Origin of the sequence: Acidovorax sp. BLS4, assembly GCF_032929295.1 — a bacterium.
Classification (GTDB): domain Bacteria; phylum Pseudomonadota; class Gammaproteobacteria; order Burkholderiales; family Burkholderiaceae_C; genus Paracidovorax.
The window spans coordinates 5,069,574-5,095,314 of sequence record NZ_CP136797.1 but is presented as its reverse complement, the minus strand read 5'-3'; the positions used below and the strand labels follow the sequence as shown (position 1 = coordinate 5,095,314).

Here is a 25,741-nt window from a genome sequence, read left to right as displayed (position 1 = left end):
CGCCGCACAACGGCTTCCTCAACGACGACCCCGGCGCCCCGGAGAACAAGCGCCCCCTGGAGATGCACTCAATGACGAACTGGACCCTGGCCGCACGCGCCGCGAAGATGAACCCCTCGGTGATCCGCGAGATCCTGAAAGTGACCGAGAAGCCCGGCATCATCAGCCTGGCGGGCGGACTGCCCTCCCCCAAGACCTTCCCCATCGACGACTTCGCCAAGGCCTGCAGCGCCGTGCTGTCGCAGGACGGCCAGTCGGCCCTGCAATACGCCGCGAGCGAGGGCTACCAGCCGCTGCGCCAGGCGGTCGCCGACTTCCTGCCGTGGGACGTGAGCGTCGAGCAGGTGCTGATCACCACCGGCTCGCAGCAGGGCCTGGACCTCGTGGCCAAGGTGCTGATCGACGCCGGCAGCCGCATCCTGGTGGAAACGCCCACCTACCTCGGCGCGATCCAGGCCTTCGCGCCCATGGAGCCCGAAGTGGTGAGCGTGGCCAGCGACGACGAAGGCGTGCAGATCGAGGACCTGGCCACCAAGGCCGGCAGCGGTGCCGACAAGGCGCGCTTCTTGTACGTGCTGCCCAATTTCCAGAACCCCACCGGCCGCACCATGAGCGAGGCGCGCCGCGCCGCGCTGGTGGCCAAGGCCGCCGAGTTGAACCTGCCGCTGATCGAGGACAACCCCTACGGCGACCTGTGGTTCGACCAGCCCCCGCCCGCGCCGCTGACCGCGCGCAACCCGGAAGGCTGCATCTACCTGGGCTCGTTCTCCAAGGTGCTCGCCCCCGGCCTGCGCCTGGGCTTCATCGTGGCGCCCAAGGCCGTGTTCCCCAAGCTGCTGCAGGCCAAGCAGGCGGCCGACCTGCACAGCCCGGGCTTCAACCAGCGCATGGTGCACGAGGTCATGAAGGACGGCTTCCTGGGCCGCCACGTGCCCACCATCCGCGCGCTGTACAAGCAGCAGCGCGACGCCATGCTGGAGGCGCTCACGCGCGAGATGGCCGGCCTGGACGTGCACTGGAATAAGCCCGACGGCGGCATGTTCCTGTGGGTGCGCCTGCCCGAAGGCATGAGCGCCATCGACCTGCTGCCCGAGGCCGTGGACCGCAACGTGGCCTTCGTGCCGGGCGCGGCCTTCTATGCCGACAACGCCGACCAGCGCACCCTGCGCCTGTCGTTCGTGACGGCCAGCGCCGCGCAGATCAACACCGGCGTGGGCGCGCTGGCCGCGGCCATCCGGGCGCGCGTCGCCCAGAAGGCCTGACGCATGCTGCGGCTCTGGGGACGGCTGTCGTCCATCAACGTGCGCAAGGTCGTGTGGACCGTGCAGGAGCTGGGCCTGGAGCTGCAGCGCACCGACGCGGGCGGGCAGTTCGGCATCGTGTGCGAGCCGCAGTTCCTGCGGCTCAACCCGAACGGCATGGTGCCGCTGATCGAGGACGACGGCTTCACGCTGTGGGAGTCCAACGCCATCGTGCGCTACCTGTGCGCCAAGCACGCCAGCGGCACCCTCTACCCCGAGGACCTGCGCACGCGCTTCGTGGCCGAGCAGTGGATGGACTGGCAGCAGACCACGCTCAACCCCGCGGGGCGCGACGCGTTCCTGCAGTGGGTGCGCACGCCCGAGGCGCAGCGCGACCCGGCCGCCATCGCGCGGTCGGTGGCGGCCACCGAGCCGCTCCTGGACCGGCTGGAGGCGCACCTGGCGCAGCAGCCGTGCTTGGCCGGCGAGCGCTTCACCATGGCCGACATCGTGGTGGGCTGCGAGATCCACCGCTGGTGGGGCCTGCCGCAGGAGCGCGTGGCGCGCACCCACCTCGACGCCTGGTACCAGGGCCTGCTGTCGCGCCCCGGCGCGCGCGGCGTGATCGACCAGCCGCTCGCCTGACACCATCGCCCGCCATGCGCCAGCGCCCCTTCAAGCAGATCGACGTGTTCAGCCACCGCCCCGGCGACGGCAACCCGCTGGCCGTGGTGCTGGACGCACAAGGCCTGGACGATGCCGACATGCGCCGCTTCGCCGCGTGGACCAACCTGTCGGAAACCAGCTTCCTGCTGCCGCCCACCGAGGCGGGCCGCACGGCGGGGGCCGACTACCGCGTGCGCATCTTCACGCCGCGTGGGACCGAACTGCCGTTCGCCGGGCACCCCACGCTCGGCACCTGCCACGCCTGGCTGGAGACTGGCCACGTGCCGCGCGATGCCGGCCTGGTGGTGCAGGAGTCGGCCGGCGGGCTGGTGCGCATCCAGCGCAGCGGCGAACGGCTGGCGTTCGCGGCGCCGCCGCTGCACCGCAGCGATGCCAGCCCCGCGCTGGTGCCGCTGATCGCCGGGGCGCTGGGCATCCGGCCGCAGCAGATCGCGGCCGCCCAGCTGCTGGACAACGGCCCGCGCTGGCTGGGCCTGGTGCTCGACAGCGCCGAGACGGTGCACCGCCTGCGGCCCGATCACGCCCGGCTGAAGGACCTGGGCCAGGATGTCGGCGTGATCCACGTCGGCGCCGACGCCCACGATGCCACGCAGCCCGGCGTGGTGGTGCGCGCCTTCGCCGCGCCCATGGGCAACCCCGAAGACCCGGTCACGGGCAGCCTGAACGCGAGCTTCGCGCAGTGGCTCATCGCCGAAGGCCGTGCGCCGCACAGCTACCTCGTGGCCCAGGGCGAGAGCCTGGGCCGGGCCGGCCGCGTGCACATCCGCCAGGACGCGCAGGGCCAGGTCTGGGTCGGCGGCCGCAGCCTCACCTGCATCGAGGGAACCGCCCGCCTATGAGCTGCGCCCCGCCCGCCACCGCGCCGCCGCGCCAGATCCCCACCGGCTGACGCGCCGCTCCCTTTTTTTGTGGGTCGATGGGTCCCGGCGCCGGCCGCGCCGCGCCGCCGCATGGGCGCGCGGCCCGAAACGCCGGCCTGCCGACCCGCTTCCACCCCGTTTTCCACCGCCCCCGGCCCACCGGCCGGCCTTTCCTTCCCCGCAAAGAGGCCCACACCATGCGCCAACGCCCTTTCAAGCAAGTCGATGTGTTCACCCAGCAGCCCTACCTGGGCAACCCGCTGGCCGTGGTGCTCGACGGCTCGGACCTGTCCACCGAGCAGATGCAGCACTTCACCAACTGGACCAACCTGTCCGAGGCCACGTTCCTGCTGCCGCCCACCGAAGCCGGCCGGGCCGCCGGCGCCGACTACCGCGTGCGCATCTTCTGCCCCGGCCGCGAGCTGCCGTTCGCGGGGCACCCCACGCTGGGCAGCTGCCACGCCTGGCTGGAGGCAGGTGGCCAGCCGCGCACCGATGGCGAGGTGGTGCAGGAATGCGCGCTGGGCCTGATCACGCTGCGCCGCGACGGCGACCGGCTGGCCTTCGCCGCGCCGCCGCTGCTCAAGAGCGGGCCGCTGGCCGAAGAGGACGTGGCCCTGATCGCGCGCGGCCTGCGCATCGAGCGCAGCGACATCGTGGCGCACGCCTGGTGCGACAACGGCCCGAACTGGCGCGGCGTGATGCTCGCCAGCGCCGAGCAGGTCCTGGCCCTGCAGCCCGACAGCGCCGTCCTCGGCCAGCTGGACATCGGCGTGGTGGGGCCGCGCGGCAAGGTGGGCGTGGTCGGCGCGCATGCCGACGAGGGCATCGCCTTCGAGGTGCGGGCGTTCTTTCCGGGCAACAACGGCCTGGCCGAAGACCCGGTGACGGGCAGCCTGAACGCCGCCCTGGCGCAGTGGCTCATCGGCGCGCACCTGGCACCGCCCAGCTACGTCGCCAGCCAGGGCACCGCGATGGGCCGCGCCGGGCGCGTGCACGTGCACCAGGACGGCGAGCGCATCTGGGTCGGCGGCGGATCGGTCACCTGCGTGAACGGCGAGGTGCGGCTGTGAACCTGCCCGACGCCTGCATCGACCATCTCGTGGTGATGGCCGACCGCCTGGACAGCGGCGTGGACTGGTGCCGCCGCACGCTGGGCGTGGTGCCGGCCATGGGGGGCGAGCACCCGCTCATGGGCACGCACAACCGCCTGCTCAACCTCAGCGGCCCGGCGCACCCGCGCACCTATTTGGAAATCATCGCCATGAACCCCGCCGCCCCCGGGCCGGCGGCGGGCACGCGGCGCTGGTTCGACATGGACGACCCCGCGCTGCAGGCCCGCGTGGCGCGCGACGGCCCGCAGCTCATCCACTGGGTGGCCTCGGTGCGCGACGTGGCCGCCGCCCATGCGGCGCTGGCCGCGCGCGGGCTGGACCGGGGCGGGGTCGCCACCGCCAGCCGCCCCACGCCGCTGGGGCTGCTGCAGTGGCAGATCACCCTGCGGCCGGACGGCCAGCGCCTGCTGGGCGGCTGCCTGCCCACGCTGATCCAGTGGGGCGAGCGCCATCCCTGCTACAGCCTGCCCGCGGCCAGCGGCGTGCAACTGCAGTCGCTGCGGCTGGAGCACCCCGAGGCGCCGGCGCTGGCCAGCGCCTGCGCCGCCCTCGGCCTGGGCGCGCAGGTGGCCGTGTCGCCCGGGGCCGCGCCGCGCCTGCAGGCCGTGCTGGCCACGCCCCGCGGCCCCGTCACCCTCGCATCGAAGGAGCCCGTCTGATGTTTCTCTTCACCTTCCAGGAAATCCTGCTGTTCGCGTTCGCCGCGCTGGTGCTCGTGCTCACGCCCGGGCCCAACATGGTCTATTGCGTGTCCCGCAGCCTCACGCAGGGGCCGCGCGCGGGCCTGCTGTCGCTGCTGGGCGTGGTGGCCGGCTTCGGCACCCACCTGCTGGCGGCCTCGCTCGGGCTGTCGGCCCTGCTGGCCGCCGTGCCCATGGCGTTCGATGCGCTGCGCATCGCCGGTGCGGCGTACCTGCTGTGGATGGCGTGGCAGGCCGTCAAGCCCGGCGGCTCCGCGCCGTTCCAGGCCCGCGACCTGCCGCACGACGCGCCGCGCAAGCTGTTTCTCATGGGCTTCATGACCAGCGTGCTCAACCCCAAGGTCGCCATGTTCTACCTGTCGTTCTTCCCGCAGTTCCTGCACCCCGAACGCGGCCACCTGCTGCTGCAAAGCCTCGCGCTCGGGGCCGTGCAGATCACGACCAGCGCCACCGTGAACGCACTGCTGATCCTGTTCGCCGCCCAGGTGGCCCGGTTCCTGCACCGCAGCGAGGGCTGGGTGCGCGCCCAGCGCTACGTGATGGGCACCGTGCTCGGCCTGCTCGCGCTTCGCATCCTGTCCGAAAAGAAAGCCACCGCATGAACGCCCCCACCACCGCCATCGACGCCTTCGCTCCCGCATCGGCACCCGCCACGGACAGCGCGGGCCTGCACGCCATGGCCGCACTCCCCACGCTCGCCGACATCGAGGCCGCCGCCCAGGTGGTGTACGCGGACTTCGCGCCCACGCCCCAGTACCGCTGGGCGCTGCTGGGCGAGCGGCTGGGCACCGAATGCTGGCTCAAGCACGAGAACCACACGCCCGTGGGCGCTTTCAAGATCCGCGGCGGGCTCACGTACTTCGACCAGCTCGCCCGGCACGGCGCGCTGCCGCGCGAGGTGATCAGCGCCACGCGCGGCAACCACGGCCAGAGCATGGGCTGGGCCGCGCGCCGCCATGGCGTGGCCTGCACCATCGTCGTGCCGCGCGGCAACTCGGTGGAAAAGAACGCCGCCATGCGCGCCCTGGGCGTCACCCTGATCGAGCATGGCGACGACTTCCAGGAGGCGCGCGAGCACGCCATCCAACTGGCGGCCGACCGCGGCGCGCACATGGTGCCCAGCTTCCATGCCGATCTGCTGCGCGGCGTGGCCACGTACTGGTGGGAATTCCTGCGCGCGGTGCCGCAGATGGCGATCGCCTACGTGCCCATCGGCCAGGGGTCGGGGGCGTGCTCGGCCATCGCGGCCAAGCGCGCGCTGGGCCACGGCGTTCGCATCGTCGGCGTGGTCAGCGCCCATGCCACCACGTATGCCGACTCCATCGCCGCCGGCCACGTGGTCGAGGCCCCGGTCACCACGCAACTGGCGGACGGCATGGCCTGCCGCGTGGCCGACCCGGCCGCGCTCGCCATCCTGGCGCCGCACCTGGACCACGTGGTGAAGGTGACCGACGCCGAAGTGGCCGCCGCCATGCGCGCCCTGTTCACCGACACGCACAACGTCGCCGAAGGCGCGGGCGCCGCCGCATTCGCCGCCGCGATGCAGGAGCGCGGATCGCTCACCGGCCTGCCCGTGGGGCTGGCGCTCACGGGCGGCAACGTGGATGCGGCGATGTTTTCCGGCGTGCTGTGATCGGCCAGCGCCTCCCATCTCCACGGCCCCTTTCGCCAGCGCAGGGGGCGGCCCCTCCGCAGATGGATTCGCATTGAAAAGGGCCGTCAGCACAATGAAAACGCCGGCATGACGCTATTGAAAATATAGCGGCTGCTTTGGGGTCCGCGTCCGCACCATGCCCACGCAGCCCCGATGGCAAAACGGCCATGGACCGGGACATCCGATGCGGCAATCCCCCTGCGGCGCTGCGCTGGCCCGGTTCGCCGTGCAACAGAAAGCCGTGGATATCACCGCGCCTTCCCTGCGTGGGTTTTCGGGTCGAACGCCCATAGGACCACACCGCCCAAGCCCATTACCCATTTCAGCGCGTCGCGGCTTGCAAACCGATCCCACGAAAGCCTTTTCCAACGCGTGGAGCGGATAACAAGGCGGCAGAAACGGCGCAGGCATTCATGTTAACCTTCGGTGCGTTTTTAATAGTTACACAACGAAATCCAATGCCGATGCATCGATCCCTGGCGCGAAAGGGCGCGCTTTCTCTTGCGCTGGTGGCCGTGACGGTGCCCGCGGTTTGGGCCCAGGTCACCGTTCAAGGCTGGACGGTTGGAAGAAGGGGCGCCGATGGGAGAAGCTGTTATCCCTCGGTCCAGGAAGCCTGCACCCTTGGCGGCAACGGCCAGCTGTCTCCCGCACCCTATACGGCAACCGGCTACACCTGCGAAGAGACAGACGACGGCTGGCGCCATTGGGAGGCGATCAACCGGTGCCATTACGAGCAATATCCCACGGTGGTTACCTTGTCAGGGCCGTCGGAAACGCGCCCCGCCCACACGGGAGGCTCGGCCGAAATCACGCTGATCGCCAAGGTCACTCACAGCACCACCGCCAAGCCCGGGGTGGCGCTCGGCTTCTCGGTCGATGTCACTGCCCATTCCGGCGGGCATGAACACCATGACGTGGCCCGGCCCAAGGGCCTTTTGAGCGGAACCCAGGGCGTCACCGACGCGAATGGCGAAGTCAAAGTCACCTTCAAAGCCCCGGAAGTGGCAGGAATTCATACCCTGCAAGTCGCTTGCGCCATTTGCTCCAACAGTCCGGCGTCCAAAGAGATCAGGGTCAAGGTGGCAGACCTGCTGCCCATTTCTCCGAATCCGCCGCAAAACGCCGATGGCACTTTTGTCTATGCCCTGACCAGCGTGGACAGGACGCATCAGGGCAATGGGCGGTATCACCACAATCAGTATTACCTGACACAACAGTCATTGCAAAACCTGCTGAGTTTGATTGGGTCTTTTGCTGCTGAAGGCTGGGGTACGGTGGCCCTGAACGATGCCAGTTTGTTTTGGGGAGGGCGCTACGACATTACGTCGAATTGGAGAGCGCCACACGCGGCGCATCGTGATGGCCGTGAAATTGACATTTCGTTCACCCGCGCCAGAAATCCAGTGCCTGCCGACAAGCAGAATAATTTCTACAAAAAGTTTTGCGAGACCCATGCAGCCGAAGTTCCTTTCTCAATGCTTCATCATTACGCCTCAGCACCGCACTTCCACGTATTTCTCGAAAAGCAGAAAGCCTGCTTCAAATCGGAGCACTGAACTATGAACGTTATCCAACTCGTCCGATCTGCGCTGCTGGCCCCAATGCTGTGCACCGGTTTGGCCCTCGCTCAAGACAGCGCCACCTTCGATGCCTCAAAAAATGCGTGGAAGCTTTACTACCAGGATCCGGAAACTGCGCAGTGGGTAAGTAAAACCTATTTTCAGCAGAATGCGATCAAGCCAAGCATCCATTCGATCGTGCAAGCCAGCGGATCAGCATACGCATACCGTTATCGACTAGTTAACCGCCGTGATGCAAAACAGTCAATCGACCTCTTTCGAATCTGGGGAATTCCTTTGGTATACGCCATACCGGATTTGCCGCCGGTGACGGCAAGCGCGCGAACAGAAAATGACAAGTGGACCCAGCAGTACTGGGATCAATTGACTGCCAAGAGAAATTTCGAGACCAGCGTGATCAAAGCGCCCCAAGGTTGGAGTGGAAACTTGCGCGTTGACGAGCATGTGGGCCAGACCAGTTTCGTCTGGACACCCGGTTTGAAGGACACCGATCCGGACGGTATCTCTCCAGGAAAAACACAAGATGGCTTTCTCGTGACCCGGGCGGAGTTGCCCGGCATGGCACGCGCCAAGCTGACGGGATCCACCCCGGAGCCTTGGGGACTGGATAACCTGCCGGATACGCCCTATTGGAGCCAGAAAATCGACGAAATCCAGGACCTGGACTACGTCCTGGTTCCCGTTCTGGCCCCCGTGATTGCCGTGCCGACACCATACAGCGGCGCGGAACTGGCTCGCAGACTGAGGACCCACGTTCAATCCTGGCCGAAGTACGGGCACGCCAGTGCCGACGTGCTGGCCCGACTGAACCGTCAGTTCGACGTTCTGATTCCCGCGCTGGAAATGAACAACCGGCCCACCGCGCGCGCGGCCGTCGCGGCGATGCGCAAGGAATGCACCGATCACCATCGCGATCTGGTGGATGCCAAGGCCGGCGAAGACGATGACGCGCAAGCCTCGGTCGCGTTGCCGCGCACACCCGCACAACGCAGCGCCACGCCCGCTCCAGCGCTCGACCGCCTGGCGGCCAGGGCGCTGATGTTCGATCTGCGCTACCTCCTGGATCGGATGGATACGGTCCGTTGACGCCCCGTTGCGGATTCTGCGCAACACCCGCATCGGAATGGCCGCCAGCACAATGAAAACGCCGGCACACAGCTATTAAAACAATAGCACTCGTCACCCGCGAGACAAAGGCGCGCCCAGGCCCCGCCCAGAATCGCCGGCATGGGAACCCTCTACCTCGTGCGCCACGGCCAGGCCTCGTTTGGCGCGGATGACTACGACCAGCTGAGCCCGCGCGGGCGCGAGCAGGCGGTGCGCCTGGGCGAGTACTGGCGGGCCCGCAACGTGCGCTTCGATGCGGTGATCACCGGCACGCTGCGCCGCCATGTGCAGACGCTGGAGGGCATCGCCGAGGGCCTGCAGATCACGCCGCAGCCACTGGCCCTGCCCGCCCTGAACGAGTACGACAGCGCGGCGCTCATCGCCGCCATCCATCCCCACCCGCTGCCCCCGCCCGACACGCCCGAGCGGTACCGGCACCACTTCCGGCTGCTGTGCGATGCGCTGGCGCAGTGGATGGGCGGCACGATCAGCCCGGCGGGCATGCCCAGCTGGGTGGCGTTTTCCAGCGGCATCCGCGCGGCGCTGAAGCATGTGCGCCGCCATCACGTGGGACACCACGTGCTGCTGGTGTCCAGCGGCGGGCCGATCTCCACCGCCGTGGGCGAGGTGCTGAGCACGCCGCCCGAAGTGACGATCGCGCTCAACATGCGCATCCGCAACAGCGCGGTGACCGAGTTCAGCATCGCCCCCAAGCGGCTCATGATGCAGACGTTCAACACGCTGCCGCACCTGGACACCGAAGAACACGCGAGCTGGGTGACGCACGCCTGACCCGATGCGGGCGGCGCCCGCGCGCAGCGTGCGCTCGGCGCGCGTTCAGGGCGCGCCCTGAATGAAGTCCACGAAGGCCCGCAGCGGTGCCGGCACCAGCCGGCGGCCGGGGTAGTACAGGAAGGGGCCGGAAAAGCGCAGCCACCAGGGTTCGAGCACCGGCTCCAGCGCGCCGCTGTCCAAGTGGGGCCGCAGCCATTCCTCGAAGAGGTACACCACACCGGCGCCGGCGATCGCGGCATCCACCGCCAGGTCAGCCGCCCCGCCGAGCCGCACGATCAGCCGCCCGGTCACATCGACACGCACCACGGCTTCCTCCCCGCGCTGGAATTCCCACAGCGGCATGGCCCCGCTGGCAAAGCGCCCCCGCAGGCAGTGGTGCGCCAGCAGGTCGCGGGGGTGCTCGGGCCGGCCATGGCGATCCAGGTAGGCCGGGGCCGCCGCCGCGGCGAAGCGCTGCACGCGGGGCCCGATGGGCACGGCGATCATGTCCTGCTCCAGCCGCTCGTCGTAGCGGATGCCCGCATCGCAGCCGGCCGCCAGCAGGTCGACGAAGCCATCCTCCGAGATGATCTCCAGGGAAATGTCCGGATAGGCGGCGAGAAAGCGCGGCACGATGGACGGGAGCACGAGGCGCGAGGCGCTGACGGGCACGTTCAGCTTGAGCGTGCCGACGGGCCGGTCGCGAAAGCCGTTCACCACGTCGAGCGCCGACTGCACCTCGGCCAGCGCCGGGCTCAGCCGCTCCAGCAGGCGCTGGCCGGCTTCGGTCGGCACCACGCTGCGCGTCGTGCGGTGCAGCAGCCGCACACCCATCTGCGCCTCCAGCCGGCGCACCGCCTCGCTCAGGGCGGAGGCGCTCGCGCCGCTCAGGCGCGCGCCCTCGCGAAAGCCCCTGGCCCGCGCCACCGCCACGAAGGCGTTCAGATCACCGAGGTCCACATTCATTGTTTTGAATTCCGCACAGCTTGTGCCGATTATTTTGGCTTATCAAACAGTGGGCGCCTGCCTAGACTGGGCCGAAGGCTGAGAAAGCGCCCCGAACGACACGCCGCAGCGGGCCCTTCGGCTCTCCCCATTCCCCATCACGATCGCCACGAAAGCACCGCCATGACCACCGCCATCCTTTCCCCCGCCGCCCCCCTTCACTACCCCCTGGGCGACCGCAGCGTCCACCGGCTCGGCTACGGGGCCATGCAGCTCGCGGGGCCCGGCGTATTCGGCCCGCCCAAGGACCGGAGCGCAGCGGTGGCCGTGCTGCGCGATGCGGTGGAGCGTGGGGTGAACCACATCGACACCAGCGATTTCTACGGCCCGCACATCACCAACCAGATCGTTCGCGAAGCGCTCGCGCCCTACCCGGACGATCTGGCCATCGTCACCAAGATCGGTGCGGTGCGGGACGCCCAAGGCGGCTGGCTGCCCGCGTTCTCGGCCGAGGCGCTGCAACAGGCGGTTCACGACAACCTGCGCAACCTCGGCCTCGACACGCTGGAGGTGGTGAACCTTCGCGCCATGTTCAGCGTGCACGGCCCTGCCGAAGGATCCATCGAAGCACCGCTCACTGCGCTGGCCGAGCTGCAGCGCCAGGGCCTGGTGCGCCACATCGGCCTGAGCAATGTGACCCCCGCGCAGGTAGCACAAGGCCGCGGCATCTGCCGCATCGCCTGCGTGCAGAACCACTACAACCTCGTGCACCGCGGCGACGACGCGCTGATCGACGCGCTGGCGCAGGACGGCATTCCCTATGTGCCTTTCTTTCCGCTGGGGGGCTTCACGCCGCTGCAGTCGTCCGCATTGTCCGGCGTGGCCGAGCGCCTGGGCGCCACCACGATGCAGGTGGCGCTGGCCTGGCTGCTGCGCCGCTCGCCCAACATCTTGCTGATCCCCGGCACATCGTCGGTGGCGCACCTGCGTGAGAACCTGGCCGCAGCCACGCTGCCATTGCCGCCCGATGCGATGCAGGCGCTGGACCACATGGCCGACGCCTCCAGGCATTGACGGCAGGGCCGGCCGGTCGGCGCCGGGTCATGGGCCGGCTTGCGCGCCAGCCGCAGCCGAAGGGTCCGCCCGCGCGGTGAAGCCCACCGACACGGCGGCGACCAGCAGCATGCCGGCCGCCGCCGCGAAGGTGCTTTGGTAGCCGCTGGCATCGAACAGCCAGCCACCGGCAGTGGAGCCGAGCGCGATGGCCAGTTGCACCACCGCCACCATCAGGCCGCCACCGGCTTCGGCATCCTGCGGCAGCGCCCGGGCCACCCAGGTCCACCAGCCGACAGGCGTCGCGGTGGCCACCAGGCCCCATGCGCCCAGCAAGGCCGCCACGGCGGTGCCTTGCGAACCCCAGGCGATCAGCGCCACCGCCACCAAGGCCATGGCCACCGGCGCGGCCGCCAGCGTGGGATAGAAGCTTCTTTTCAGCAGCGCGCCGATGGCGGTGGTACCGACGGCGCCTGCCACGCCGATGCCCAGCAGCATGAGCGACAGCGTGGAAACGCCCACCCGCGTCACCGTTTCCAGAAACGGGCGAAGGTACGTGAACAGCATGAACTGCCCCATGAAGAACGCACCGACCGACAGCATGCCCCGCCGGACCGCCCGGCGCTGGAACAGCCGGAACACGTTGGCCGAACCCGCCGCACGCGGTCCGGCCGGCAGGGGCGGCAGGCTCACCCATTGCCAGGCGAAGGCCACGACCGCCACCGGCACCAGGCACAGGAAGGCACCGCGCCACCCGATGACCGCGCCCAGGTAGCTGCCCAGGGGCGCTGCGACCACCGTGGCCAGCGCGTTGCCGCCATTGAAGACCGCCAGGGCCTGCGGCACCTGCGGGCCCGGCACGAGCCGCATGGCCGTGGCCGCCGACAAGGACCAGAACCCACCCACGACCACCCCGATGAGCGCGCGCCCTGCCAAGTACGTGGCGTAATTCGGCGCCAGGGCGATGACGGCGCCGGAGAGGCACATCAACCCGGTCAGCCCCAGCAGGAGCGTCCTGCGGTCCATGCGCCCGGCCACGCTGGCGATGGACAGGCTCGCCAGAACCGCGAACGCCCCCGACACCGCGATGCCCCGCCCCGCCAGCCCTTCGGTCACGCCCAGATCGGCGGCCATGGGCGTCAGCAGGCTGACGGGCATGAACTCCGACGCGATCAGCGCAAACACGCACAGCGCCATCGCGAAAATACCGCTCCAGCCAGCGGGGTGCGTTGGCGCAGTGGTGCCGCTGCTGGAGGCGTTGCACGGCTGCGCCGTCATGCGCGCCGTCATGCGGGACCCACGGCCGATGGCTGAAGGTGGGTGCGAAAGAAGGTGTTCAGCGTGTCCCAGGGGATGAGGCTCACCCGGTCGTACAGGTCCACATGGCCCGCGCCGGGCACGATGTGCAGGGTCTTCGGTTCAGCTGCGCGCTGGTAGGCGTCTTCGCTGAACTCCCTGGAATGCGCATGGTCGCCGGTGATGAACAGCAGCGGCCGGGGCGATATCGCCTCGATGTCGGCGAACGGGTAGAAGTTCATGAACTTCACGTTGCTCGTGAGCGTGGGTTTCGTGGTCCGTGCGGGCGACTGGCCAGGCGGCGTGTACTCACCGCGCGGCGTGCGGTAGAAGGCATAGAACTCGCGCTCGATGGCGGTGGAGTTCGGCGTCAGTGCCAGCACGGTACCGCCGGTGTAGCGGGTTTCGCCGCCCGTGAATTCCGCATCGCGCTGCTCAGCGGCCTCGGCAATGGTTGCCTTGCGCTGGTCGAGAGTCTGCGCCTTGCGCAACCCGTTGCGGTTGACCGCACCCATGTCGTACATGCTCACCGTGGCAATGGCTTTCATGCGCGGGTCGATCTTGGCGGCGCTGATCACGAAGCTGCCGCTGCCGCAAATCCCGATGGCGCCGATGCGATGGCGGTCCACCGCTGGCTGGGTGCCCAGGAAGTCCACCGCGGCGCTGAAGTCTTCGGCATAGATGTCCGGCGACACCGCGTTGCGCGGCTGGCCGGCGCTGCCGCCCCAGAACGACAGGTCCAGCGACAGGGCGATGAAGCCCTGCTCGGCCATCCTGGTGGCGTACAGGTTCGCGCTCTGCTCCTTCACCGCACCCATGGGATGGCCCACGATGATCGCAGCCGCCTTCTGGCCGCGGTGCAGACCGCGCGGAAGGAACAGATTGCCCGCGACCTCCATGCGGTACTGGTTCTTGAAGCCCACCTTCTGCACGAGAACCCGGTCGCTGCGGTAGAAATTCTCGGCATCGGCCGGCACGAGGTCGCCTGCCTGCGCATCGGCCGCGAAAGCCGCGCTGGTGGTGGCGGACCACACGCCCAGCGCCGTCGCATGGGTGCCCGCGGCCTTGAGGAAATCGCGCCGGCCCGAGGCGGGGCCGCCAGGCAGGTCTTCGGTGTGCGAAAGGTGGTCGGTGGGGTGGTTCATGGAGGGCTCCTGCAATGAAAAAGGCGAGCAAAACCATGGCGCGCTCGATGGCGCCACTGGCAGGGTGTTGGCGGATGGCGGGGTGGGCGCAGGGTTCGGAGGTCAGTCCGGCAGGCGCTCGATGCGCACCGGGAACGGCCCCTGGCGCTGCAGCGTCGCGAGGCCCGTGTCCACCCGGCCCAGCCGCAAAAGCCCGCGGGCATAGACGTCATCGCCGACGAAAACCGCCAAGTTGCCCCACGGCGCGTAGAAAGCGATGTCACCCGTGCGAGGCGCAATGCCGTCCGGCGACCCGGCCGCCGAGAGCTTGGCCGGCAAGGGGGCGATGCGTTCCACCCCCGCGTAGTTCTCCAGCGTGAGGGTCAGTGGCAACAGTGCGGCGAAATCACGGCTGGCGGCGCTGTCGTTCAACGTGGCCGTGGCCGTCTCGCCACCGACCTGCAGGCGGATCTTCATAGGGGTGCCCTGAGCGAAGGAGGCAGCGGCCAGCGAAGCACACAGCCCGACCGCCAGCGCAGCGCCGCAGGCCAGCGCCGTGCGCCGAAGAAAGGGAATGCGGTTGCTGTCTGCCATGCCGGGAAGTTTGCCAAGGCATCGCCGGGCCGACTAGATAATGAATGCTTAATAGATTTATCAGCCTCACTAATCAATCAAAAGGCGGGCACGCACATGGCACGGCGCAACCTCAACGATCTGCTCGCCTTCGTCACCGTGGCGCGCGAAGGCAGCTTCACCCGCGCTGCCGCCACTTTGGGTGTGACGCAGTCGGCCCTCAGCCAGGCCCTGCGGGGGCTGGAAGAGCGGTTGCAGATCCGACTGCTCACCCGCACGACGCGCAGCGTCTCGCCCACGCCGGCCGGGGAGCGGCTGATGCACGCCATCGGCCACCGCTTCGACGAGATCGAGGCGGAACTCGACGCCCTCACCGCGCTGCGCGACAAGCCGGCCGGCACGGTACGCATCACCTGCGGTGACAACGTGATGCACACCGTGCTGCTGCCCAAGCTCATGCCGCTGCTGCACGCGTACCCGGACGTCACGCTGGAGTTCGACATGAACTACGGTTTTCGCGACATCGTGGCCGACCGGTTCGACGCCGGCGTGCGCCTGGGCAACACCATCGACAAGGACATGATCGCCGTGCCCATCGGCCCGCCGCTGCGCATGGCCGTGGTGGCATCGCCCGCGTACTTCGCGGCCCACCCGGCACCGAAGACGCCGCACGATCTGACGGCCCACCGCTGCATCAATCAGCGCATGCCCACCTCCGGCGGGCTGTACGTGTGGGATTTTTCCCGGCGCGGCAAGGTGGTCAACGTGCGCGTGGACGGCCCGCTGATCTTCAACACCGCACCGCCCCAGATCGACGCCGCGCTGGCCGGGCTGGGAATCACCTTGCTGCCCGAGGATGAACTGGGGCCTCACATCGCAGCGGGCCGGCTGGTGCGGGTGCTGGAAGACTGGTGCCCGCCCTTCGCCGGCTACCACCTCTACTACCCCAGCCGGCGCCAGCCCTCGCCCGCGTTTTCACTCGTTCTGCAGGCGCTGAGGCTGGGGGCATCGGGCCGGCAATAGGCCCTGCGCAGCGTGCGCCGGCGGTTCAGGCGCCTGGCGGCAGCGCGTCTTCGCTCAGCAGGCGGTCCAGTTCGGTCCACAGTTCGTCGCACAGACCGGGGCGAAACGCGGACGCCTTGAACACCGGGTGCTCGCCTTGGTACACGGCCCACATCGGGCGGTTGGCATCCGCCACGCACGCCCGCACGTTGCACAGCCGGTCCGCCACCTTCACCACCAGCGCCAGGTGCTGCGGCTCCGTCACCCGGGCCAGCTTGGCGTACGTCTTGGTCTTGCGCTCTTTCCGCGTCTCGCCCGGTTCGTCGGTGAGCAAGGCGACGCAGTCGGCCACCCGATCGCCGAAACGTGCCCGCACGTCGTCCACCGTGGCGCCCGTGTCTTCGACCACATCGTGCAAATAACCGATGAGCTGAGCGTCTTCACCGTACGGCGCGAGCACCGCCGCGACCGCATCCAGATGGTGCGAATAGGGAAGCGCCCCGTATCGCTGGGCGCCGTGCATGCCGACGGCGTAGGCGCGGGCCACGGAGAGTTTGGAGGTCTGCATGGGGAGAGTGTGATTCAGCGGTGGGCGGAGAGAACGTGGGAGATCTGGTGAAGTGGCACAAGACGTAAAAAGCCGCGCCAGCTAACGCGCTGCGGCAACGAGCCCTTGGCGCATGGCCTGGCGACCCGCGCGCGTGGCCAGGCCGATGCCCACCGACAGCGCACCGCCCTCCGCCAGGGCGCGGTACACCACGCCCGTTCGCCGCAGACCGGTGAACGACTTCGGCAGCAGCGCCACGCCGCGGCCATTCGCCACCTCCGCCAGCAGCACATGGTGGTCGGTCGGCTCCCTGAGCTTTTTTGGCGCGAAGCCATGGTGCGAGAACACCTGCTGGCAATGGTCGTAGAAAGCGGGCTGGCGCGCCCGCTCGAACCAGAAGACCGTTTCGTGCGCGAGGTCGGCCAGGCGAAGCCCCTTGCGCCTGGCCAGCGGATGCGCGGACGGCAGGGCGACCACCATCGGCAGGCGATCGAGCTCGACCACTTCGAGGCCCGGCGCACGGGTGGGCAGCGCGACGAACGCCGCGTCCAGCTTGCCGCTGCCCAGTTGGTGCACCAAGCGGGGGGACGTGTCGGAAACGATGGAGACCGTGGTGCCAGGGTGGGTCGCCTGCACACGCTGCGCCAGCCCGCGAAACCAGGCGGGTTCCACCGCGCTGGTAAGGCCCAGCCGAAGCGTGGCAGGCATGCCGGGGCTGGCGAGAGCGGCCTGCGCGTCGCGAAGCAGCTTCGCAGTCCCGCGCGCGTAGGGCACCAGCCGGTGGCCCGCCTCGGTGAGGCTCACGCCTTTCGTGTTGCGGTCGAACAGCCGCACGCCCAAGCGCTCTTCCAGCTCCCGGATGGCACGGCTCAAGGGCGGTTGCGACAGGTGGAGCGTTTCAGCCGCCTGCCGAAAGCTCAGCGCATCCGCCACGGCGAGGAACAGCGCGAGCGAGCGGGAATCCAGGAGGTTGTTCATATCAAAAAGGTATCACGAAATAGATCATTCCCTGCGCGGCGGCCGCTCCCTACATTGAGCGGCTTCGACATCTTTCAGAGAAATACCATGGCCTTTTCCTTCTGCCCTCGTGCCGCCGTTTCGCGCGGCACGGAACCCTGCGAACACCCAGGGAGCGTCCGATGAGCAACGAACGCTACGAGCGCGGCATGCGCATGCTGGGCGCCGTGGACGGGCCGGCGGGCCTGGCGGTGGTCGAGGGACTGGCGAAGTCGTTCCCCGACTTTGCGCGCTACCTGCTGGAGTTTCCGTTTGGCGACATCTATGCCCGCGAGGGTCTGGGCCTGCGTGAACGCGAGCTGGCCACGGTGGCCGCGCTGTGCGCGCTGGGCCATGCCCTGCCGCAGTTGCGGGTGCACGTGCATGCGGCGCTGCATGTGGGTTGCAAGCCGGGCGAGATCGTGGAAGTGGTGATGCAGATGGCGGTCTATGCCGGGTTTCCGGCGGCACTCAACGGCTTGTCGGTCGTTCGCGAAGTGTTCGCGGAATCGGGCATCGCACTGCCGCTGGCTTAAACCCCGCTGCACCTCATGACGACCCGCGGGCCACGACCGTGTCCAGCGGCAGCGCGTGAATCTCGCCCAGCAATTGGGCCAGTCCTGCCGCCGCGGCTTCGACCACCGCCCGGCCTTTTTCGGCCGTCGCGCCGGCCGCATTGCCCACCGCGCCGGCCGGGTGGTAGTCCTGCATGGCCCAGCCCATCTTGGCGCTCTTGCCGTTGCCCAGGAGGGCGTAGCGCTCCGCCCGGTCCTGCGAGGTGGAGCGCCAGTGCTGCGCCTGCGCCATGTGCACGGTGCCGGGGGCGAGGTGCAGCATCATCGACGTCTCGATCTCGCCGCCGTGGATGCCGAAGCGGTGCTCCTCGGCGCTGAATTGCGCGCTCACGACCTCGGGCAGCGGCAGGCTGAACCAGCTGGCGCTGTACACCAGCAGGCCACAGTGCTGGCGCAGCTCGCGCGCCACGATGTCCATCACGCTCACCTGGCCGCCATGGCCGTTGAGCAGCAGCAGTTTCTTCACGCCCGCGCGGGCCACGCATTCGCCCAGCTCCGTCCACAGCGCGATGAGGGTGGCGGGCTTGAGCGTGAGGGTGCCGGCATAGGCCGTGTGCTCGGTGCTCAGGCCCACGTTCTGCGGCGGCAGGAACAGCGCCGGCACCTCGGCCGGCAGTTGCGGCAGCGCGGCATCGATCACGCCCTGCAGCAGGGCCGCGTCCACGCTCAGCGGCAGGTGGGGGCCATGCTGCTCGATGGCCGCCACCGGCAGCACGGCGACGGTTTGCGCCGCCCGGCCCGAGGCCTGCGCCTGCGCGAAATCGCGGGCGGACCATTCGGCCCAGAAGCGGGAAGGCGGGGCCGGGGGAGCGGTGCGGGGTGAGGTCATGGGCGGTTCAGAAGGTGGCCTGCGGCAATTCGTTGCGGGTGAACACGAGCGAGACCTTGGCCTCCGGCGGGATCGCGGGAAGCGCTGCATCCCACGCCTGCCACGCGGCGCGCAACTCGGCCAGGCGCGCGGGCTCGCGATCGCGCAGGTTGGCGCGCTCGCGCGGATCGGCCACTACGTCGAACAGGTATTCCACGCCGTCCACCTGCAGGTACTTGTGGCGGCCGCGCACCAGCGCGCGCTGCTCGCGGTGCTTCATGCGCCAGCACAGGTCGCGCTCCGGGTTCCACGCGGGGTCGTCGAACAGCGGCAGCAGGCTGGTGCCGTCCAGCGGGTAGTCGGGGTGGGCCGCCACGCCGGCCGCGTCGAGGAAGGTGGCGGTCCAGTCCATGGTGAGGCTGGGCGTGTCGCTCACGCGGCCCGGAGCGATGCGGGCGGGCCAGCGCGCCAGCAGCGGCACGCGGATGCCGCCCTCCAGCAGGTCCATCTTCTGGCCCACGAACGGCCAGTTGTTGGAATAGCGCTCGCCGCCGTTGTCGCTGGTGAAGACGATCAGGGTGTTTTCGGCCAGGCCCTTTTCCTGCAGCGCATCCAGCACCCAGCCGATGCCCTCGTCCATGTGGTGGACCATGCGCTGGTAGGTTTCCAGGCTGCCGCCGTCGATGTGCTTGCCGAAGCCGGCGAGCCGCTGCGATTCGGCGCGGTCGTCCCGCGTGAGCCAGGGCCAGTGGGGCGCGCTGTAGTGCAGGCTCAGCAGAAAGGGGCGGTCCGCCGACTGATCGCGCACGAAGTCCACCGCCCGGCGGCTGAGCAGGTCGGTGAGGTAGCCGTCTTCGGTGTGCTCGGTCTCGTTGACCCAGAAGTCCGGGCGGCCGCGCGGGTCGCAATGCGCGAAGTAGTCCGAGCCGCCGGCATGGAAGCCATAGAACGTGTCGTAGCCGGACATGCGCGGGCCGAAGTGCGGCGGGTAGCCCAGGTGCCACTTGCCCACCAGGGCGGTGGCGTAGCCCGCGTCGCGCAGCAGCGAAGGCAGCGTGGGGTGGCCGGGTGGCAGGCCCAGCACCTTGTCGCCGTGCACGCTGGCCAGCGGCTCCTCGGCCGCGCCGCGCAGGCGGTACTGCCAGCGCCCCGTGGCCAGTGCGAACCGCGTGGGGGAGCACACGGCCGAATTGGAATAGCCCCGCGTGCATCGCAGGCCTTCGGCCGCCAGCGCGTCCAGGCGCGGCGAGACATCCACGGGCACGCTGTAGGCATCGCGGGCGCCGGTGCAGCCCAGGTCGGCATAGCCCAGGTCGTCGGCAAGGATGAAGATCAGATTGGGGCGGGAGGACGTCATGGACCGGTCGCAGTGAGGGGATTGGCTCGAAATTGGGACGGCGCAAACCAGCAAGGGGCCCTCGATTGTCGCCGCCTGACCGGCACCTGAACGCCCGTCCGCCCGCCATCTGCGCACCGGCAGGCTGGTTTGTGTCCTACAGATCGATTACATCAGAGGATTAAAAATTACACATTGACACACACCCATCCCGCCGGCCAAATCGGCATTCGACTCTAGCGAAAAGGCTGCATCCATGAACTTCTTCCAACGCATGAAACTGGGCACCTTGCTGGGCTCGGGTTTTGCTCTCGTGATCGCCATCGGCTTCCTGGTGGCCGCCTTCGGACGGGTACAGCTCGATCACATCGGCGGCAACATCAAGCTGCTGTCGCATGAGCGCATCGCCAACCTGCTGGTGCTGCAGGAGATGAAGGACGGCATCAACACGGTGGCCCGGGCCGCACGCAACATCGCGCTGCTGGAAGACCTTCCGCAGATGGCCGATGAAAAACGCCGCATCGACAAGGCCCAGGCACGCAACGCAGAACTGCTCAGCCAACTGAACCAGCGCATGACCAGTCCCGAGGCAAAAGCCCTGGTTGCCCAGATCGGGCAGGCGCGGCCCGCCTATGTGGAGGCCCTGAACAAGGCCGTCGACCTGGGCCTGGCCAACCAGAACGATCAGGCACGCGAGCAGTTGCTCGGCCCGGTGCGCCCTGTGCAAGCCGCTTATTTCAAGGCGCTGGACGACCTGGTCGACTACCAGAAGGCCGCCACCGTGCGCACGGCCGACGAGTCCGAGAAGGACGCGGTCGCCGCAGGCACGCTGATGCTCGCGCTGGCAGCCCTCGCGGCCGCCGCAGGCGCCATGGTGGCCTGGGCCATCACCCGGCAGATCAAGGGGCAGCTGGGCGGCGAGCCGGCCTATGCCTCCGAGGTCGCGCAGCAGGTGGCCAACGGCAATCTGGCGGTCGGCGTGCAACTGCGACAGGGCGACACCCACAGCGTGCTGGCGGCCATGAACGCCATGCGCACCAGCCTGAGCGGGATCGTGAGCCAGGTGCGCGAAAGCAGCGAATCCATCGCGACCGGCGCCGGGCAGATCGCCACCGGCAACGCCGACCTGAGCCAGCGCACCGAAGAGCAGGCCTCCAACCTGCAGCAGACGGCGGCATCGATGGAAGAGATGACCTCCACCGTCAAGCAGAACGCCGACACCGTGCGCACCGCCTCGCAACTGGCGAGCTCGGCCAGCGCCACCGCCTCCAAGGGCGGCGAGGTGGTGGGCAATGTGGTGCGCACCATGGAAGACATCACCGCCAGCTCGCGCCGCATCAGCGACATCATCGGCGTGATCGACTCCATCGCGTTCCAGACCAACATCCTGGCGCTGAACGCCGCGGTGGAAGCCGCCCGCGCGGGCGAGCAGGGCCGGGGCTTCGCCGTCGTGGCCAGCGAGGTGCGCAGCCTGGCGGGCCGCTCCGCCGACGCGGCCAAGGAGATCAAGGCGCTGATCGGCCAGAGCGTGCAGACGGTGGAACAGGGCTCGGCGCTGGTGAGCGAAGCCGGCGCCACCATGAACGAGATCGTCGATCAGGCCCGCCGCGTGGCCGACCTGATCGGCGAGATCGGCGCCGCCACGCGCGAGCAGGAGCAAGGCATTTCGCAGGTGAGCGATGCGGTGAACCAGCTCGATCAGGTGACGCAGCAGAACGCCGCGCTGGTGGAGGAATCCGCCGCGGCCGCCGACAGCCTGAACCACCAGGCCACCCGCCTGGTGGAGATCGTGAGCGTCTTCCGGCTCGAAGAATCGGCCTCCAGCGCTGTCATCCGCCGCGCGCAGGCGCAAAGCCGGACGGCGCCGGTGCCGACGCCCTCGCTGGCCTCGGCGCCTGCCCCGGCGCCCAAGGCCCCGCGCGCCATGCCCGCCCCTGCGCGGAAACTGCAGGCATCGCCCGCCAAGGCCCCGTTGGTGGCCGCGCCCGCCAAAGCCGCCAAGCAGCCAGCGATGGCGGGCACGGGCGCGGACGACTGGGAAACCTTCTGACGCCACCGCCCCCTGCGCCACCGGACGCCGCCCACGCCCCTCCGGCTGTGGGGCGTTTTTCTGGGGCGTCCCGCGCGGCGCCTAGAACCGCCAGCCGAGCGAGGCCGATACGCTGCGGCCATCCCCCGGCGAGTAGCCCGACGAGCCGCTGTCGTACCACGCATAGACGTAGCGGCGGTGGGTGGCGTTCTTCACCTGCACCGACACGTCCATCGCCGGCGTGAGGCGCCAGGTGGCGCCGAGGTTCAGCAGCGCGTAGCGGCCGGCGCGGCCCTGCGTGTTGGTGCGGTCCATAAAGTAGTCGCCCTGCGCGCTGGCCGAGGCGCTCAGCTCCCATTGCTCGCTGGCGCGGTAAGTGATGCCGGCGGTCGCCAGGTGATGCGGCACGTTCTCGACCTCGCGGCCTGCCGTCACGGGCGCGCTCGGGTCGGGCGTGGTGATGCGTGCCACCTGGCGCGAATAGGCCAGCCAGCCGGTCCAGCGGGCGTGCAGTTGCACGTTGAGCTGCAGGTCGTAGCCCTTGCGCAGCGTGCGGCCCACGTTGCCGAGGCCCCCGGGATCGGGAACGCCATCCACCCCCAGCACGCGCGCCACCTCGCCCGAGGCGCGCTGGCGCCACAGTGCCGCGCGCGCCTCCAGCCAGGGCAGCGGGCGGAACTTGGCACCCACCTCCCAGCCGTCGTTGATCGAGGGATCGAGGTTGCGCGACTGCGTGCGGTAGGCATCGATGCCCGTGCCGATCTGGAAGGTGCGGCCCCAGTTGCCGTACACGCTGGTGTCGGGTGTGAGCGCGTAGGCCACGCTGAGCTTGGGCTGGCGAATGGTGCCGTAGTCGTGCACGGGCGCGCTGGTGCCCGCGAGCCCGTCGGAAAAATGCCCGCCGATGCGGTCGACCCGCAGCGCGGGCACGATCTTCAGCGCCGCCACGGGCCGCACCACCGCCTGCAGGTACGCGCCGCGCGTGTCCAGGTCGAAGTTCCAGTCGCGAAACGTCGAGGTCCGCACGCGCTCGATGGTGCGGTAGCGCTGCGCGGCGTTGCTCTGCCACTGGGCATCGACACCGCCTTCGAGCGTGAACTCGTGCGCCCAGTCCACCCGCGGGCGCCAGGTGAGCGACGTCAGGGCGCCCCGGTGTGTCTCGTCGTTGTCGCGCTCCTGCTGCACGGCGGCCTGTGAAAAGCGCACCCAGCGCTGGTTCTCGTAATGATTGCCATAGGCCTTGGCGGACCAGGAGAGGCGGTCGGCCAGTTCGCCGTCGATGTGCAGGGCGAGCTGGCCCGTCTCGCGCTCGCTGCGGTCGGCGCTGGCGTAGGCGGGGGACGAGCGCGGCGCGGCCTCGGCCTGCTCGCGCGTGAGATAGCCCGATTCGAGCGCGCGGTTGCGGTAGTAGCGGGCGGTCAGGCCCGTGCGCCAGCGCCCGTCGTCGCTGGTGTAGAACCACTTGCCCGACAGCGCGCGCTGCGTGCCGTCGGCGTGCGCCCGGTAGCCGTCCGACTCGCGCCAGGCCAGCGTGTAGTTCTGGCTCCAGTTGCCGCTCTCGATGCCCTTGGCCACCTGCACCTCGCGCGTGCCGAAGCTGCCGACCGTGGCGATGGCGCGGCCCTCGTTGCCGCCCGTGCGCGTGACCACGTTGGCATTGCCCGCGATGTTGTTCAGCCCGTAGCGCGGGTCGTTGGTGCCGCGCACCACCTCGATGGCCTCGATGTCGATGGGGAAGACCGCATCGAGGTAGGGCATGCCGCCCGCGTTGTCGTTGGAAGGAATGCCGTCGATCAGCAGCTTGACGGCGTTCACGCGGCCCTCGCCGTTGAAGCCGCGCATCGAAAAGCGCCCGGCATCGGTGCCCTGGCGGAACGGCGTGACCTGCACGCCCGGCGCGCGCGCGAACAACTCCCAGGCGTGGTCCACATGCTGGTCCTGCAGCACGCTGGCGCCCAGGATGTCGACCGAGCTGAACACGTTGCGCACGGGCAGCGGGCCCGCGCTGGCGGCCTGCACCTGCACGGTGCCGAGCGTGAGGACGGCATCGGCCGTGGGTTCTGCCGAGGCGGCGGGCGCGGGTTGCGCATGGGCCGCGAGGGCCGTGGCGGTGGCCAGCGCAAGGGTGTGGCGCGCAGCGCCCGAGGAAAAGGAAAGTCGTTTCATGGCCATCGTCCGTGGGCCCTCTCCCGCATCGGCCGGTGCGTGGCGATGCAGGGCGAGGGCGAAGAAAACCGAAGGGCTGCGCCCAGGCGCTCGCCCACGCGCCGCACCCCGGGCCCAGCCGGGGTGCGGCGCACGATTCAAGGCATCACGAAACGAACGGAGGCCCGCGTGCGGGCAGTGGCGCGCCCACCAGGGCGGCGATGCGCGCAGCCGCCACGGGCTGAACGGCATGGGCCAGCGGCTGCGGCGGCGCGGCGCGCACCCGGAGCGCCGGCGGCGGGGCGCCGCCCGGCAGGCACAGCGCGCAGTCGAGCGTGTGCAGGCCCCCGCCATCGGGCACAGTGCCATCGTCCTGCGCCACGAGCTGGAACACGCCTGCGGCGCTGCACACCACCATCAGCGACTGCGGGTGCACCAGGGGCGACACCGCGGCCACGCCCAGCGCCAAAGCGAACCACGCCAGGAGCCAGCGGGCGGTGAGGAAGGGCGTGCGCAGCGCATTCATGGGCGGGGGGATTATCGGCGCCGGGGCCGGGCGCGCATGGCGGCCCGACCATCAAAGAAAGGCGCGCGGCGTCACGGCAGGGCCACCCAGCCGGGATGGCCGGGCATCGCAGCCTCTTCGGCCACCAGGGCTGCGCAGCACTGCGCCACGTGATCGACCAGCGCCCGCACGCGCGCCGGCATGAACCGGTGGCTGGGCAGCACGGCGTGCAGGGCATAGCGCTGTCCCCGCCAGTCGGGCAGCAGCGCGACCAGGGCGCCCGAGCGCAGGCTGGCGCGCACGTCGATCGCCGACTTGTAGACGATGCCGCCACCCGCCAGCGCCCATTCATGCGCAATGGAGCCGTCGTCCACGCTGCGCTCGCCCTCCACGGCCACCGAGACCGCCTCGCCATCGGCCGCCCGCTCGAAATGCCAGCGCACCTCCCGCCGGCCGGCGATGTGCAGGGTCAGGCAGTCGTGCCCCGCCAGCTCGGCGGGGTGCCGGGGTACGCCCCGCCGCGCCAGGTAGGCCGGTGCGGCGCAGGCCACGCGCCGGGTGATGCACAGCGGCCGGGCGATCAGTTGCGAGTCGGCCAGCGCGCCATAGCGCAGGGCCACGTCCACCGCATCGCGGCGCACGTCCTGCACCCGGTCGCTGACCGACAAGGCCAGGTGCACGCCCGGGTGCTGCTGCAGGAAGCGGTCGAACCACGGCAGCAGCAGGCTGCGCGACAGGTCCGACGGCGCGGCCACGCGCACGGTGCCGCGCAGCGCGCCAGCCTCCGAGGCCGCCTGGCTCGCGCCCTCCTCCAGCAGCTCGAGCGCCCGCGCCGCGTAGTCCAGCAGGGTCTGCCCCTGGTCGGTGAGCCGCATGGCGCGGGTGGAGCGCTCGAACAGGCGCGCGCCCACCTGCGCCTCCAGCCGCTTGAGCATGGCGCTGGCCGCCGCGGGCGTGATTTCCAGCACCCGCGCCGCAGCCGTGAGGCTGCCGCCCCGGGCGGTTTCCACCAGCACGCGCAGGTCGGAGATATTTTCAAATTTCATTTGAAAGAGATAGGCATCCAAGCCGACTTATCAAATCCA

The 25,741-nt window shown here is 69.5% G+C and carries 25 protein-coding genes; 14 read left to right on the top strand and 11 right to left on the bottom strand.

Going from position 1 to position 25,741, the window contains the following annotated elements; translation table 11 throughout:
- Nucleotides 1–71 precede the first annotated feature (71 nt).
- The 10 genes from R1Z03_RS23430 (at nt 72) to R1Z03_RS23385 (ending at nt 9,740) form a co-directional block, all read left to right on the top strand.
- Nucleotides 72–1,262: a PLP-dependent aminotransferase family protein gene (locus tag R1Z03_RS23430; RefSeq protein WP_317355767.1), complete on the top strand. Its 1,191-nt coding sequence runs from the start codon at nt 72–74 to the stop codon at nt 1,260–1,262.
- Nucleotides 1,263–1,265: 3 nt separating this feature from the next.
- The gene (locus tag R1Z03_RS23425) at nt 1,266–1,886 is read left to right on the top strand and encodes a glutathione S-transferase family protein (RefSeq protein ID WP_284403002.1); all 621 of its coding nucleotides are present in this window, start codon (nt 1,266–1,268) and stop codon (nt 1,884–1,886) included.
- Between the two features lie 14 nt (nt 1,887–1,900).
- Nucleotides 1,901–2,767 (top strand): PhzF family phenazine biosynthesis protein, encoded by an 867-nt coding sequence (locus R1Z03_RS23420; protein WP_317355765.1) that lies wholly within the window; start codon nt 1,901–1,903, stop codon nt 2,765–2,767.
- A gap of 218 nt (nt 2,768–2,985) precedes the next feature.
- Nucleotides 2,986–3,861: a PhzF family phenazine biosynthesis protein gene (locus R1Z03_RS23415; RefSeq protein WP_284431392.1), complete on the top strand. Its 876-nt coding sequence runs from the start codon at nt 2,986–2,988 to the stop codon at nt 3,859–3,861.
- On the top strand, nt 3,858–4,562 hold the full coding sequence (locus R1Z03_RS23410) for a VOC family protein (RefSeq protein ID WP_284431391.1): 705 nt from the start codon (nt 3,858–3,860) through the stop codon (nt 4,560–4,562). Before R1Z03_RS23415 ends, R1Z03_RS23410 begins: the two co-directional genes overlap by 4 nt.
- Complete coding sequence (locus tag R1Z03_RS23405; RefSeq protein WP_284431390.1) at nt 4,562–5,206, top strand: LysE family translocator; 645 nt, start codon at nt 4,562–4,564, stop codon at nt 5,204–5,206. Before R1Z03_RS23410 ends, R1Z03_RS23405 begins: the two co-directional genes overlap by 1 nt.
- 74 nt (nt 5,207–5,280) lie before the next feature.
- Nucleotides 5,281–6,237 (top strand): threonine dehydratase, encoded by a 957-nt coding sequence (locus R1Z03_RS23400; RefSeq protein WP_317360469.1) that lies wholly within the window; start codon nt 5,281–5,283, stop codon nt 6,235–6,237.
- A gap of 485 nt (nt 6,238–6,722) precedes the next feature.
- Complete coding sequence (locus tag R1Z03_RS23395) at nt 6,723–7,817, top strand: hypothetical protein (protein ID WP_317355760.1); 1,095 nt, start codon at nt 6,723–6,725, stop codon at nt 7,815–7,817.
- Nucleotides 7,818–7,820: 3 nt separating this feature from the next.
- Nucleotides 7,821–8,927 (top strand): hypothetical protein, encoded by a 1,107-nt coding sequence (locus R1Z03_RS23390; RefSeq protein WP_317355757.1) that lies wholly within the window; start codon nt 7,821–7,823, stop codon nt 8,925–8,927.
- Between the two features lie 141 nt (nt 8,928–9,068).
- Nucleotides 9,069–9,740 carry a histidine phosphatase family protein gene (locus R1Z03_RS23385; RefSeq protein ID WP_317355754.1) on the top strand — a complete coding sequence of 224 codons (672 nt, stop codon included), beginning with the start codon at nt 9,069–9,071 and terminating at the stop codon, nt 9,738–9,740.
- Nucleotides 9,741–9,785: 45 nt separating this feature from the next.
- On the opposite strand, the gene R1Z03_RS23380 is transcribed toward R1Z03_RS23385, so the two are convergent.
- The gene (locus tag R1Z03_RS23380; protein ID WP_284431386.1) at nt 9,786–10,688 is read right to left on the bottom strand and encodes a LysR family transcriptional regulator; all 903 of its coding nucleotides are present in this window, start codon (nt 10,686–10,688) and stop codon (nt 9,786–9,788) included.
- Between the two features lie 162 nt (nt 10,689–10,850).
- On the opposite strand from R1Z03_RS23380, the gene R1Z03_RS23375 reads away from it, so the two are divergent.
- Entirely contained in the window at nt 10,851–11,741 is an 891-nt protein-coding gene (locus R1Z03_RS23375) for an aldo/keto reductase family oxidoreductase (protein WP_317355751.1), read from the top strand.
- A gap of 27 nt (nt 11,742–11,768) precedes the next feature.
- On the opposite strand, the gene R1Z03_RS23370 is transcribed toward R1Z03_RS23375, so the two are convergent.
- The 3 genes from R1Z03_RS23370 to R1Z03_RS23360 all read right to left on the bottom strand — a co-directional run bounded on the left by R1Z03_RS23370 (nt 11,769) and on the right by R1Z03_RS23360 (nt 14,734).
- The gene (locus R1Z03_RS23370) at nt 11,769–13,010 is read right to left on the bottom strand and encodes an MFS transporter (RefSeq protein WP_372588196.1); all 1,242 of its coding nucleotides are present in this window, start codon (nt 13,008–13,010) and stop codon (nt 11,769–11,771) included.
- Nucleotides 13,007–14,161 carry an alpha/beta hydrolase gene (locus R1Z03_RS23365; RefSeq protein ID WP_317355746.1) on the bottom strand — a complete coding sequence of 385 codons (1,155 nt, stop codon included), beginning with the start codon at nt 14,159–14,161 and terminating at the stop codon, nt 13,007–13,009. The genes R1Z03_RS23370 and R1Z03_RS23365 overlap by 4 nt, the downstream gene beginning before the upstream one ends.
- Nucleotides 14,162–14,263: 102 nt before the next feature.
- A complete protein-coding gene (locus R1Z03_RS23360; protein ID WP_317355744.1) occupies nt 14,264–14,734 on the bottom strand; it encodes a cyclophilin-like fold protein in 471 nt (156 codons plus the stop codon).
- A 96-nt stretch (nt 14,735–14,830) separates the two neighbouring features.
- Between R1Z03_RS23360 and R1Z03_RS23355 the strand changes: the two genes are divergently transcribed.
- A complete protein-coding gene (locus tag R1Z03_RS23355; RefSeq protein ID WP_317355741.1) occupies nt 14,831–15,736 on the top strand; it encodes a LysR family transcriptional regulator in 906 nt (301 codons plus the stop codon).
- A gap of 25 nt (nt 15,737–15,761) precedes the next feature.
- On the opposite strand, the gene R1Z03_RS23350 is transcribed toward R1Z03_RS23355, so the two are convergent.
- Together R1Z03_RS23350 and R1Z03_RS23345 are read right to left on the bottom strand one after the other, a co-directional pair.
- Entirely contained in the window at nt 15,762–16,283 is a 522-nt protein-coding gene (locus tag R1Z03_RS23350; protein ID WP_284431381.1) for an HD domain-containing protein, read from the bottom strand.
- Between the two features lie 81 nt (nt 16,284–16,364).
- Nucleotides 16,365–17,240 (bottom strand): LysR family transcriptional regulator, encoded by an 876-nt coding sequence (locus R1Z03_RS23345; RefSeq protein WP_317355736.1) that lies wholly within the window; start codon nt 17,238–17,240, stop codon nt 16,365–16,367.
- A 161-nt stretch (nt 17,241–17,401) separates the two neighbouring features.
- Between R1Z03_RS23345 and R1Z03_RS23340 the strand changes: the two genes are divergently transcribed.
- Nucleotides 17,402–17,794 carry a carboxymuconolactone decarboxylase family protein gene (locus tag R1Z03_RS23340; RefSeq protein ID WP_317355733.1) on the top strand — a complete coding sequence of 131 codons (393 nt, stop codon included), beginning with the start codon at nt 17,402–17,404 and terminating at the stop codon, nt 17,792–17,794.
- Between the two features lie 13 nt (nt 17,795–17,807).
- Here the strand turns inward: R1Z03_RS23340 and R1Z03_RS23335 are convergent, their stop codons facing one another.
- Nucleotides 17,808–18,662, bottom strand: coding sequence for a creatininase family protein (locus R1Z03_RS23335; RefSeq protein WP_317355731.1), 855 nt, complete (start codon nt 18,660–18,662; stop codon nt 17,808–17,810).
- A gap of 7 nt (nt 18,663–18,669) precedes the next feature.
- Nucleotides 18,670–19,998, bottom strand: a complete 1,329-nt coding sequence (locus tag R1Z03_RS23330) for a sulfatase (RefSeq protein WP_284407212.1) — start codon at nt 19,996–19,998, stop codon at nt 18,670–18,672.
- Between the two features lie 235 nt (nt 19,999–20,233).
- Between R1Z03_RS23330 and R1Z03_RS23325 the strand changes: the two genes are divergently transcribed.
- Nucleotides 20,234–22,027 (top strand): methyl-accepting chemotaxis protein, encoded by a 1,794-nt coding sequence (locus R1Z03_RS23325; protein WP_317355727.1) that lies wholly within the window; start codon nt 20,234–20,236, stop codon nt 22,025–22,027.
- Between the two features lie 81 nt (nt 22,028–22,108).
- Here the strand turns inward: R1Z03_RS23325 and R1Z03_RS23320 are convergent, their stop codons facing one another.
- The 3 genes from R1Z03_RS23320 to R1Z03_RS23310 all read right to left on the bottom strand — a co-directional run bounded on the left by R1Z03_RS23320 (nt 22,109) and on the right by R1Z03_RS23310 (nt 25,702).
- Nucleotides 22,109–24,172 (bottom strand): TonB-dependent receptor, encoded by a 2,064-nt coding sequence (locus R1Z03_RS23320; protein ID WP_317355724.1) that lies wholly within the window; start codon nt 24,170–24,172, stop codon nt 22,109–22,111.
- Between the two features lie 145 nt (nt 24,173–24,317).
- Nucleotides 24,318–24,677, bottom strand: coding sequence for a DUF2946 domain-containing protein (locus R1Z03_RS23315; protein ID WP_317355722.1), 360 nt, complete (start codon nt 24,675–24,677; stop codon nt 24,318–24,320).
- 71 nt (nt 24,678–24,748) lie between these two features.
- A complete protein-coding gene (locus R1Z03_RS23310; RefSeq protein WP_317355718.1) occupies nt 24,749–25,702 on the bottom strand; it encodes a LysR family transcriptional regulator in 954 nt (317 codons plus the stop codon).
- Between the last annotated feature and the right edge of the window lie 39 nt (nt 25,703–25,741).